Origin of the sequence: Lachnoclostridium sp. (assembly GCF_031997925.1) — a bacterium.
GTDB lineage: Bacteria > Bacillota > Clostridia > Lachnospirales > Lachnospiraceae > Lachnoclostridium.
Genome location: NZ_DAMADT010000026.1, coordinates 52,460 through 65,159, shown reverse-complemented (window position 1 = coordinate 65,159; position 12,700 = coordinate 52,460). Strand labels below are relative to the sequence as shown.

Below are 12,700 nucleotides of genomic sequence, written 5' to 3'. Positions count from 1 at the left end.
CTGACTAGTTTTAGAGGGTCGGTAGTTCACCAAAAATTTTGAAAGGAAGTATTGGAGGATACAACATGATTTGGGCGAAAGAAGAAATAATGTCCCGAAGTGAGTTAGAAGCAATCCAATTAAAAAGACTTCAGGAAACCGTCGCACGTGTCTACGAAAAGATACCATTTTACCATGAGAAAATGGATGCAGTTGACTTGAAACCAGAAGATGTAACATCGTTAGAAGATTTAAAGAAGCTACCATTTACCTTAAAACAGGATTTTCGTGATAACTATCCATTTGGAATGTTTGCAGTTCCCAAAAATGAAGTAGTTCGTATTCACGCCTCATCAGGTACAACAGGAAAGCCAACTGTGGTTGGATATACCAAAAATGATATGGAAGTTTGGACGAATAATGTATCAAGAATTGCTTGTATGGGTGGTGCTACAAAAGATGATACAGCACAGATTTGCTTTGGTTACGGAATGTTTACAGGTGCACTAGGATTGCATTTTGGTTTAGAAAATATGGGAGCAAGTGTATGCCCGACCTCATCTGGGAATACCAAAAAGCAAATTATGTTTATGCAAGATTTTGGTACGACACTATTAGTAGCTACACCTTCTTATGCATTACATATTGCAGAAGTTGCACTTTCGATGGGAATTGATCCTAAGAAAGATTTAAACGTAAAGATTGGATTATTTGGTGGGGAAGGTATGACGGAACCAATGCGTCAGGAGATGTATAAGCTTTGGGGCGAGGATTTTCTCTGTACTCAAAATTATGGTATGAGTGAGCTGTGTGGACCTGGTGTTGCAGGAGAATGTGAATATCTTTGTGGTATGCATATGAACGAAGATCACTTTATTCCAGAGATCATTGATCCGGATACGGAAGAAGTCTTACCTCCAGGGTCGAAGGGGGAATTAGTAGTTACCTGCCTTACGAAAGAAGCGGTTCCGTTAATCCGGTATCGTACTCGTGATATAACGATGCTAATGTATGAACCATGCAAGTGTGGCAGGACCACCGTGCGTATGGCAAATTTATATGGTCGTACTGATGATATGTTAGTAATTCGAGGTATCAATGTCTTCCCATCTCAGATAGAAGAAGCCATGTTAAAGATACCTGAGATTGGCCCGCATTATCAGATAACGGTTGATCGTATGAATCATTTGGATACTATGGAGATTCAAGTTGAAATTATTGATAATACCTTGCTAGATTCTTATTCTTTATTAGATGGTTTAGAAAAGAAGATAAGAAATCAGCTCAAGACTGTACTAGGGTTAGATGCTACGATTAAACTTGTGGCTCCAGGAAGTCTACAGCGATTTGAAGGTAAGGCAAGACGTGTAACTGATTTAAGAAAGGACGTTATGTTTTAGTTCTTTTGTACATAGGTAGTATATTGTTCGGAATTAAAATCAAGTTTCGATCAACAGATTGTGCTTTATATGTAGCACGACGAACGATAAGTCTCAAAGATAAATTCATATCTCTAAGGAAATATCGTTCGTCACAGTGTTTATTCTTCTAAAGATTCTTTTTTAGAAACAATTACAGTTTCTTGGTAACATGAGAACATATCAAGCAATGATGTTTTTGATAACTTTGGTGTTATTAAGCTTACGATTGGTACTATAACCAAACTTAATAACATGGTAAAAGCGCCAGCGACAATGGAAGAAGAGAAGAACTCAAGTTTTAAGTTTGTAACAGTTACACCGACACCAACCAAAAAGGCTGACCAGACACCTGCTTTTGTAATTCCCTTCCAGTAAAGACCATATAGGAATGGTGCAAGGAAGGAACCAGCGAGAGCACTCCAAGAGATACCCATAAGCTCGGCTATGAATTTCGGAGGGTCAAGTGCTAGTACAACGGAAACGATAATGAAAACTGCGATTAAGATTCTCATAAGAATTAGCTGAGTTTTTGTCGTCATCCTCTTAAAACAGGTTTCTTTTAGAAAGTCTAAAGTTAAGGTGGAACTTGAGGTTAAAACAAGGGCAGAAAGTGTTGACATCGATGCGGATAATACTAATACAACTGTGATACCAACCAAAAGATCTGGTAAAAAGGATATCATATAAGGAATGATACTATCAAAAATTACGTTACCATCCGCATTTCTTATACTTCCATTATCAAATAAGCGTGAGAATCCTCCAAGAAAATAACAACCACCAGATACAACAACAGCAAATAAAGTGGAAATTATTGTTCCAGTTTTAATTGCTTTTTCATCTTTAATTGTATAAAACTTATGTACCATCTGTGGTAGACCCCAAGTACCTAATGAAGTAAGAATTATTACACTAAGTAGGTTTATAGGGTCTGGACCAAAGAAAGAGGTATATGCACCAGGCTGTCCAAGTGTCACGGTAGCTTCACTTTTGAATGTAGCAAGTTGATAGATTGCGTCAAGAAATCCACCTTTTTGATTCAAGACAGCTACTATAATTGCTACAATACCAATAAGCATGATAATACCTTGGATTAAATCATTGATCGCGGTCGCCATATAACCACCTAAAATGACATACACTCCAGTCAAAGTTGCCATTACGATAACACAGATTTCATATGGTATATCAAATGCCATACCAAATAGACGAGATAATCCATTATAGATTGATGCGGTATAAGGTACTAAAAATACAAAAGCGATAACAGAAGCAGTAATTTTGATTGCTTTACTCTTATATCGTGATCCAAAAAAATCAGGCATGGTCTGTGAATTAAGATGCTTTGTCATGACTCTGGTTCTACGACCTAGTATAATCCATGCAAATAAGCTACCAATTAGAGCATTTCCAAGGCCTATCCATGTAGCAGAAATACCAAAATCCCAACCAAATCTTCCGGCATACCCTATAAAAACTACGGAAGAAAAATAAGAGGTACCAAATGCAAACGCGGTAAGCCAAGGTCCTACACTTCGACCACCTAGTACAAAATCGGCTACATTCTTTGTGTGTTTTCTGGAATATATGCCAACAAAAATCATAACTCCGAAAAAAATAAAGAGCATAACAAGTTTGACAAACATAAAATTACCCTCCGTCTTATGGTATAATGAGCTCAATGCTTTAACGCTATAAAGCGTTGCGCTTTAAAGTGATAATACCAAAATATGGAAGGCATGTCAACTAAGAATCAAACTATGAACATCTGATTATCGTTTGATTGATTCAGACATTATATATAAGATTATGTTATTAAGATAGGTATAGTAATTAAAGCTTAAGTTATGCAGATAAGCACTAAAATTAAAGCTTAAGTTATGCAGATAAGCACTAAAATTAAAGCTTAAGTTGCGTAAATAAGCATTAAGATTTTGCTTAAGTTTTGCTGATAAGTGATTAAAATAAACCTTATGCTATGCAGAAATCAATATAATTATAGGTTACGTAATACGGAAAAGATAAAATCAGCAGACATTACAACAAATAAAAAAGATGCACAGATTACTCTGATTTTCTTCGGTATAAGGTCCGTCCGATAGTTCAGTCGTGGATGGATGTATTTTACTAAAAGAACTCCTAAAGCTCCAAACAATAAGGATGCTAGCAAGCAGATACGGCCATTTAACTGGATGGTATAGTTAGAATAATCCCACCATCGGCGGTTAAATAATAGTTCAAGTACCAGGGAAGTTGCATATTCTAACGCTGTTGTAACTAACATACTAAGTAAGAATATGTTTGCTTTATTCATACGTTTATGTAGGCACAGAATAATAAGTAGGGCTCCGAATCCATAGATCGGAAGATATGGCCCACATAAAAAACCTCGCTTAACTAATTCACCTGCTTGTATGGAACAAACTATTGTTTCGTAGCACCAGCCAAAGAGACTGTATATAAAAAGCCATATCATGTTATTTACATACCACATAGGACTCTCTCCTTTGTAAAAATTATTTTTTTAATAAAAACCTTCATAAATTTTCATGTTCCAAATATGGGGAATTTATGATTATTTTGTATTATATGCTGTAAAAACATAAGTGTCCATGGATGTAAGGAAAGCCTAATGGAATTCTAATAATTTATTAAGACTTAGAATGGACTTATCTGAATTCTTGGCAACTATTGTATAAAACAAGTACAAAATGTATAATTATAACATAATAAGTAAGATGGAAAAGATGAAAGAAAGGAAGTAGGTAACATGCAAAAGATTGAAATTATGTTAGGCAACGAAGCAATCGCAAGAGGTGCATATGAGGCTGGTGTGAAAGTTTCAGCAGCTTATCCTGGGACACCGAGCACAGAGATTAGCGAGAATATAGTGAAGTATAAAGAAATTTACAGTGAGTGGTCGCCAAATGAGAAGGTTGCCATGGAGGTAGCCATTGGTGCCTCAATTAGCGGTGTAAGAGCTCTTGCTTCTATGAAACATGTTGGTGTGAATGTTGCCGCAGACCCTTTATTTACTATTTCGTATGCTGGAGTTAATGGTGGATTAGTACTCGTTGCTGCGGATGACCCTGGATTATATAGTTCACAAAATGAGCAAGATACCAGAATGGTAGCAAGAGCAGCAGGGGTTCCGGTATTAGAACCCTCCGATAGTGAAGAAGCGAAAGAATTTATTAAATTTGCATTTGATATGAGTGAGAAATATGATACGCCAGTAATTGTTCGTACAACAACGAGACTTTCTCATTCTCAGGGAATGGTTAATTTATATGACAGAATCGAGGTGGAAGACAAAACCTACGTTAGAAATCCAGCCAAAAATGTAATGATGCCAGGAAATGCAAAAGCTCGTCACCTTGTAGTTGAAGAACGTACGAAACAAATGATAGAAGAAGGCTGTGATTTTCCAATAAATCGGATTGAATTTAATGATAAAAATATTGGTGTTATAACAAGCGGTATTCCATACCAGTATGTTAAAGAAGCGCTACCCGAAGCATCGGTACTTAAACTTGGTATGGTTAACCCACTTCCAAGAAAGTTGATTGAAGAATTTGCAGCTTCTGTCGAAAATTTGTACATAGTAGAAGAATTAGATCCTGTCATTGAAGAACAAGTTAAATCATGGGGAATCAAAGCGATTGGTAAGGAAATACTTACGGTTCAAGGAGAGTATAGTGCTAACCTATTAAGAAAAGCAATTAAGAAAGAAGAAATTGTGATAAAACCAGTAGCGCAGGTCCCAAATCGTCCTCCGGTTCTTTGTCCAGGATGTCCACATCGAAGTGTATTCTCTGTATTAAAAAAATTAGGAGTACATGCGGCTGGTGATATTGGATGTTATACTCTTGGTGCTGTAGCTCCATTAAATGTTGTTGATACTACGGTCTGTATGGGGGCTAGTATCAGTACCTTACATGGTATGGAGAAAGCAAAGGGAAAAGAATACATAAAGAAATGGGTTGCTGTCATTGGTGATTCTACGTTTCTGCATACAGGAATAAATTCTTTAATTAATATGGTTTATAACAAAGGAACAGGAACTGTGATGATTTTAGATAACTCTACAACAGGGATGACAGGACATCAAGAGCATGCAGCAACTGGAAAGACCCTAATGGGCGAAGAAACGATAGCAATCAGTATTCCTGATTTATGTCGTTCTCTCGGAATTAATAATGTTATCGAAGTGAATGCTTTTGATACCAAAGCTTTAGAAAAGGTTGTAAAAGAAGAAGTAGAGAAAGATGAAATCTCAGTAATAATTACCAAAGCTCCTTGCGTACTTCTAAACAAAAAATTAAGTAAAACACAGTGTAACGTAGTTTCCATCAAGTGTAAAAAGTGTGGAATGTGTCTAAAACCTGGATGCCCTGCAATTACAAAGAAGGAAGATGGTGTCATGATAATCAATGATACCATGTGTAATGGATGCAATCTATGTTTTGAACAATGTAAGTTCGGTGCAATAGAACAGATGGAAAGATAGGAGGAAAATCACCATGGAGACAAAAAATATTATGATAGTTGGAGTTGGTGGTCAGGGTACCTTACTTACCAGCCGAATTTTAGGTGGAATTACTAGGAATGCAGGTTATGATGTTAAGCTTTCAGAGGTTCATGGTATGGCACAACGTGGAGGCAGCGTTGTTACGTTTGTTCGTTATGGAGATAAGGTATATGAGCCAATCGTAGAGGAAGGTCAGGCAGACGTTTTAATTGCATTTGAACGCTTAGAGGCAATGCGCTATTCTCATTTCTTAAAGAAGTCGGGTGTTTTAATTGTGAATGATCAAAGAATTGATCCTATGCCAGTAGTGATTGGAAATGCAGTATATCCAGAAAATATCATAGAGAATCTTGAAAAAGAGAATAGGGTATTAAGAGTGGATGCAATGACTGAGGCGAAGAAGCTTGGAAACCCGAAGGTATTCAATATCATAGTTCTTGGTATAGCAGCGGCTTATATGGATTTTACAAAGGATGATTGGCTTACTGTAATTGAGCATACGGTACCGCCAAAGACCATTGATATCAATAAAGATGCTTTCCTAATTGGTTATGAGATGCATCAATAAAACTTCAAGGGGGAAGTGTGAAGAGAATTTCTAAGGCGCCAAAAGACACCACCTAAGAAATTCTATAACTTCACACACGAATTTGTACTGTTGTCCAAATTCGCAAAATTGCGACAGAATGGAGGTTTCGTATGATTCAACAGTTATCTGTATTTGTTGAAAACAAAGTAGGAAGTCTTAGAAAAGTAACAAGTGCATTAAGTGAGAATGGTATTAATTTACGAGCAATTTCTGTATTTGACTCACCAGATTTTAGTATTTTACGAATTATCATAGATGAACCTGAAAAAGCAAAATTGGTACTTTCTGGTAAGGGGTTTGCGGTTAAAGTTTCAGATGTACTTGCAGTTGAATTAATGGATAAGCCAGGGGATTTGAATCGAGTGCTCGCTATTTTAGAAGACCACAATCTAAGTATTAATTATATCTATTCCTTTGTACTTCGTGGAGAAAAAGCACCATTAATGGTACTAAGTATCAATGATATGACGAAGGCGGAAGAAGTATTACGAGATAATAAGGTGTGTGTAATCGATTAATTATTAGGAGGAGGCACGAATGATTTGGAACGAAGCAAAGGAATGCATGAGCCGTGATGAAATGCAAAATCTCCAAAGCAAACGGCTCATAAAGATGGTAGACCGGGTTTATCATAATGTGGAATTCTATCGAAAGAAAATGCAGTCTATGGGCTTAGAGCCGGGTGATATAAGGGGAATCGAAGACTTAAATATGCTTCCCTTTACAACAAAAACAGATTTACGTGATAACTATCCATTTGGACTTTTTGCAATACCGCAGTCGGAAATTGTACGTGTTCATGCTTCTTCAGGTACCACTGGGAAAGCGACTGTAGTTGGTTACTCCAGAAGAGATATTGAAAATTGGCAGGAATGTGTTGCAAGAGTATTAGCTATGGCCCAGTTAGGAAAAGAGGATAAGATACAAGTATCCTATGGCTATGGTCTTTTTACTGGTGGCTTAGGACTACATTATGGAGCGGAAAAATTAGGTGCAACTGTTATCCCAATGTCATCTGGAAATACCAGAAAGCAAGTTACAATGATGGAGGACTTTGGTTGTACTGCGATTGCATGTACTCCATCCTACTTATTACATATAATAGAAGTATTAGAAGAAGAGGGAACGATTGACCGGATTAAGTTAAAAGCGGCAATTTGTGGTGCAGAACCTTGGACTGAAAACATGAGGAAAGAAATTGAATCACGTCTTCATATTAATGCACATGACATCTATGGACTTAGTGAAGTTATGGGACCTGGGGTAGCAGCAGACTGTGAATATCATGCAGGGCTTCATGTATATGAGGATCATTTCATTCCAGAAATTTTAAATCCAGATACCTTAGAACCATGCAAGGAAGGCGAGTTAGGCGAGTTGGCATTTACAACGATAACGAAAGAAGCCCTACCACTATTTCGTTATCGCACCAAGGATTTAACAAGCATAAATTATGAGAAGTGTGAATGTGGTAGAACACTTGCAAGAATCTCACGCTTTAAAGGACGTACGGATGATATGTTAATTATTCGAGGCGTTAACATTTTCCCATCACAGGTTGAGACAGCACTTTTAGAACTTGGAGAAACAAGTCCTCATTATTTGATGATTGTCGATAGAGTAAATCATCAGGATACTTTAGAAGTATGGGTGGAAGTGGAGGAACGTTTCTTCTCCGATGAGATTAAAGAATTAGAACATCTCACACTTAAAATTGCATATGTATTGCAACAAGCGTTAGGTCTTTCGGTTAAGGTTAAATTAGTAGAACCAAAGACCATAGAGAGAAGTGAAGGAAAAGCAAAGCGAGTAATTGATAAACGTAAATTAATCTAGAAGGAGGTTTTATTTTGGCAATTAAACAATTATCCGTATTTATTGAAAACAGAACAGGAAGACTGGAGAAAGTAACAGAAACCCTGAAGGATAATGGGATAAACATTACCTCCATGAGTTTAGCAGATACAAGTGAATATGGTCTGCTGCGTATGATAGTGTCAAATCCTACGGAAGGGAAAAGAGTATTAAAGGAAGCAGGATTTTCAGCAATGTTAACCGATGTATTAGCAGTAAAGCTGCCAAATAAAATAGGGATGCTACATGAGCTGCTAAAGGTATTGGATGATGTTAATATTGAATATATGTATGCTTTAGCGACAAATGAGAATGCATCGATGGTAATTAAAATATCAGATATTAATAAAGGGATGCAATTCCTTTCTAAACATGGATTTGAACTAGTTGAGGAAGAAACAGCGTATACAATTAACAATTTAACGTCATAAGGGAAGTCCCTTTCTTCTTTTAGCGACTATCGCTGTTTCTCTGTCGATTTACTTATACATCGATTTATCTATAGCATAGATTTCGGAGAAATTAAATTATACGAATGCTCGAAACTTTTTTGGTATTAAAATATTGTAGGGTTATTCTTGGAAAGTATCTCCACGAGAAGAAATAGGTTTGGCTGTCACAGAAATTAATATTTTCTTGTGACAGCTTTTTTATTTAATTAAAGGGTAGAAATAGAATAATCATTTTCTTCTATTAAAAAATGCGAAAGAAAGCAATGAATTACATGATTTCCTTCGCAAAATAATCATAGTTAAGACTGGGGTAATATAATGATTATTGCCAAAAGTAAGGTGTATCGATAGAATGATAAACGACAGAAGGTTAGTATTACTTTCTAGAAGTAACTTCTCCTTTCATAAATAAATTCCATTCTTGAGGAAAGTACGTATGAAAGGAAAGTTATTGTGAAAGTAAAAATAAAAGCGGGATCGATTACGCAGAAATGGAGTTAGTATGATTGCACTAGATGGACTATGGAAGTTTAGAATTGACCCCCAAAATGAAGGTATTACAAATCATTGGGAAAGAGAGAAATTTAAGGATTGCATTCGTATTCCTGGAGTATTACAGGAACATGGGTTTGGAGAAGAGGTGTCCCGCCAGACTGAATGGGTGGAAGGATTAAGTGATCCTCTGTGGTATCTACGAGAAGAGTATCAGTATGAAAATGAAGACAAGGTCAGTATCCCATTTTTAAGCCAGCCACCAAAAATCTATCGCGGAAAGGCGTGGTATCAGACTACAATCAAGCTAGAAGATATCATAGAGGGAAAATGGTATTCCTTATACATAGAAAATACCAGATGGAGAAGCCATGTATGGTGTGATGATACGTACCTTGGAGATGATTTTAGCTTGTGTACTCCACATGAATTTTCTCTTGGTTTTTTAGAAAAGAAAGAGTATAAGCTTACCATTTGCTTAGATAATAGTATGCAACTTCCTTACCGTCCCGATGGACATGGTGTTTCCGATGCACTTTCGGCAGGTTGGAATGGGATGGCTGGAAGGGTTGAGTTACATAGTCATTTGGCAGTTGCTATTAAAGAGGTGAGAGTATTTACGGATATAGATCGTAAGAGAGCCACCTTTGAAGTAACAATACAAAACCATACCAAAGAAACAGAGAAGGCATCGATTGCAATAGGGAGTGAAAACGAGAGAAATTTGCAAACTTCTTCTCATAGCATGGAGCCTGGACTTACGGTTATGTGCCAGGAAGGGGTCACACTTGTAACTTTGACGAAGAACTATAACCAAGATACAAAACTTTGGGACGAGTTTTGCGCGAACCTTTTGAAGGAAACCATATCCTTAACGAGTGTTTATGGTACGGAAACTATAGAGGTTACATTCGGTTTTATACAGGCAAACTCAGAAAATGGACTATTTCTTGTAAATCATCGCCCAACATATTTTAGAGGGACACATTTTGGAGGAGATTATCCTTTAACAGGATACCCTAATTGTAGTTTGAAATTCTGGCAGAAAATTATGAAGGTATTAAAAGAATGGGGGCTAAACTTTATGCGCTTTCATTCTTATTGTCCACCAGAAGCTGCATTTGTGGCAGCTGATAGGGAAGGAATTTATCTTCAGGTGGAATGCGGAATGTGGAATAGTTTTGAGCCTGGAGATTCGATGTTAGAGGTTGCAAAAATGGAGGCAGATAGAATTCTTCGTGCATTCGGAAATCATCCATCCTTTGTGATGCTTTCTCCGACCAATGAACCAAAAGGAGAATGGTTAGGGCCTTTGACAGAGTTTGTTGAGTATTGTAAAACGATTGATTCCAGAAAATTATATACGATTCAATCAGGTTGGCCATATCCAATCGAACCTGACCAGGTGAAAGGCACTGATTATCTTTATTTCCATCGTTCTGGCTTTGGTTTAGAACCGGGAGGAACCATAAGAAATTCTGCGGGATGGAAAGGATCGGATTACAGAGAGTCTCTTAAGAATGTAAAACTTCCGGTTATCTGCCATGAACTAGGGCAATGGTGTTCTTATCCTGATTTTTCTATTATTGATAAGTTTACAGGATATCTGTCTCCAAGTAATTTTGAAGTATTTAGAGGTTCTGCTAAAGCACATGGAGTGGAACAGTACTCCAAAGAATTTCAATACCACTCTGGTAAATTACAGAGTTTGATGTATAAAGAAGAGATTGAAGCGAATCTTAGAACGCCTCATTTGTATGGCTTTGAATTGTTGGATCTACATGACTATCTTGGTCAGGGAACTGCCTTGGTTGGCGTACTGGATGCTTTTTGGGGGGAGAAAGGATATATCAGTACAAAGGAATGGAAGCGGTTTTGTTCCAAGACAGTACCGCTTGCAAGGATTCCTAAGTATGTTTATGAAGTAGGAGAGACTGTCACAGCTTCTGTTGAAATCAGCCATTTTGGAGAAGCAGAACTGAATCAAGCTATGGTATCCTACGAACTAAGAGAAGGGACTACGTTAATTGAGAAAGGTATCCTAAAAAGATTTGATATTCCAATCGGAAAGAATATTGAGGTGGGTACTATAAAGGTTACGCTGCCAAGCAATCAGAAGTCTTCTGTTTATGAGCTTTGTGTTTGCATTGAGACACAAGAAGGAGAACATTTTGTTAATAGCTGGAGATTATGGAGCTATCAAAATATTTACAATGAATCCAAAGAATCCAAAGAATATTGCAAAGTTTTTTATACGAAAGATTGGGAAGTAGCAAAGGGGGCATTGGAAGAAGGGAAAAAAGTTTTATTTAATCCGAGCGCAGATTCTCTAAGCTATGATTGCCCGAAATTACAGTTCAAACCTGTCTTTTGGAATGCACAGATGGGGCCAACTTGGGCGAGAGGCTTAGGCATTATGTGCGATCCTGCTCACCCGGTATTTCGTCAGTTTCCAACCGAGTCCTATGCAGAATGGCAGTGGGAGGAAATCTTAGATGGCGTACGCGGAATCAATCTTAGTTGTTTCGGTGGAGAACTTACTCCAATCATTCGTGTAATAGATGACTGGAATCGAAATTATCCATTGGCACTCATGCTAGAAGCTAAAGTTGGGAATGGAAGTCTATTTATGACTACGGTGGATTTTAAGTTAGAAGTGGAGGAAAGAAGATCACTGGTAACATCTACACTTCTTCGAAGTATCCTTCATTATATGGACAGTGAGGAATTTGCTCCGACAGAAAGTATCTTATTTGAAGATATAAAAGCCATCTATCATAACAATCATACGATGGAATTGCTGAAGGTTTCTGCGGTACTGGAAGAGGATGAAACGAAGGATATTAAGGTAATATGCAACGGTAATGCAGAAGACTATTTGCTAATCAAAGGACATCCAGCTCACATACGATTGGAAATGCCAAATGTGCACTCTTTCTATGGAATCTACTATGTTCCAAGACAGAATCACAGAGAACACGAGGGAGACATCAAAGGATATCAAGTGGAATATCGAAAGGAAGGTTGCTGGGAATTTTTATGTGAAGGGGAATTGAAAAGTTCGTTTTCTCCGAAGACTATAGACTTTCCTAGAACAGTGACTACGGATGCAATCCGATTTACTGTATGTTCTGGATTTGGGGGAGAGCATGTGACAAAATGGCATCTTGAAAAAGACGGTTGGCATCAAACGGTAGGAGCGTATTCCGATCCGTATGTGTCGATTGCCTGCCTAACTCTGTTAACAAAGGAAAGGCTTGGAACATGGAAGGGTGCAGTGAAAGATCAGATAGCAGATGTAAAGAGTGCAACCACGGATATAGAAAACTAAAGAAATGAGTGTGTGTGAAACAATGATAGAATCATTTAAGACATAGAATAG

Annotated in this window: 9 protein-coding genes; 7 read left to right on the top strand and 2 right to left on the bottom strand. The window is 37.4% G+C overall.

Features of this window, described 5'->3' with window-relative positions:
* Positions 1–65 precede the first annotated feature (65 nt).
* On the top strand, positions 66–1,379 hold the full coding sequence (locus tag RTP52_RS15260) for a phenylacetate--CoA ligase family protein (RefSeq protein WP_312372303.1): 1,314 nt from the start codon (positions 66–68) through the stop codon (positions 1,377–1,379).
* Between the two features lie 140 nt (positions 1,380–1,519).
* Here the strand turns inward: RTP52_RS15260 and RTP52_RS15255 are convergent, their stop codons facing one another.
* Both RTP52_RS15255 and RTP52_RS15250 read right to left on the bottom strand, forming a co-directional pair.
* Complete coding sequence (locus RTP52_RS15255) at positions 1,520–3,046, bottom strand: sodium:solute symporter family transporter (protein ID WP_312372302.1); 1,527 nt, start codon at positions 3,044–3,046, stop codon at positions 1,520–1,522.
* A 350-nt stretch (positions 3,047–3,396) separates the two neighbouring features.
* A complete protein-coding gene (locus RTP52_RS15250; protein ID WP_312372301.1) occupies positions 3,397–3,894 on the bottom strand; it encodes a putative ABC transporter permease in 498 nt (165 codons plus the stop codon).
* 276 nt (positions 3,895–4,170) lie between these two features.
* Between RTP52_RS15250 and iorA the strand changes: the two genes are divergently transcribed.
* The 6 genes from iorA (at position 4,171) to RTP52_RS15220 (ending at position 12,649) form a co-directional block, all read left to right on the top strand.
* Complete coding sequence (iorA, locus tag RTP52_RS15245; protein ID WP_312372299.1) at positions 4,171–5,910, top strand: indolepyruvate ferredoxin oxidoreductase subunit alpha; 1,740 nt, start codon at positions 4,171–4,173, stop codon at positions 5,908–5,910.
* A 13-nt stretch (positions 5,911–5,923) separates the two neighbouring features.
* Positions 5,924–6,499 (top strand): indolepyruvate oxidoreductase subunit beta, encoded by a 576-nt coding sequence (locus tag RTP52_RS15240; RefSeq protein ID WP_312099957.1) that lies wholly within the window; start codon positions 5,924–5,926, stop codon positions 6,497–6,499.
* Positions 6,500–6,630: 131 nt separating this feature from the next.
* Positions 6,631–7,038 (top strand): ACT domain-containing protein, encoded by a 408-nt coding sequence (locus tag RTP52_RS15235; protein WP_312099956.1) that lies wholly within the window; start codon positions 6,631–6,633, stop codon positions 7,036–7,038.
* A 19-nt stretch (positions 7,039–7,057) separates the two neighbouring features.
* The gene (locus RTP52_RS15230; protein WP_312372298.1) at positions 7,058–8,356 is read left to right on the top strand and encodes a phenylacetate--CoA ligase family protein; all 1,299 of its coding nucleotides are present in this window, start codon (positions 7,058–7,060) and stop codon (positions 8,354–8,356) included.
* A 14-nt stretch (positions 8,357–8,370) separates the two neighbouring features.
* Entirely contained in the window at positions 8,371–8,805 is a 435-nt protein-coding gene (locus RTP52_RS15225; RefSeq protein WP_312372297.1) for an ACT domain-containing protein, read from the top strand.
* A 523-nt stretch (positions 8,806–9,328) separates the two neighbouring features.
* The gene (locus RTP52_RS15220) at positions 9,329–12,649 is read left to right on the top strand and encodes a sugar-binding domain-containing protein (RefSeq protein WP_312372295.1); all 3,321 of its coding nucleotides are present in this window, start codon (positions 9,329–9,331) and stop codon (positions 12,647–12,649) included.
* The last annotated feature ends 51 nt before the right edge of the window (positions 12,650–12,700 follow it).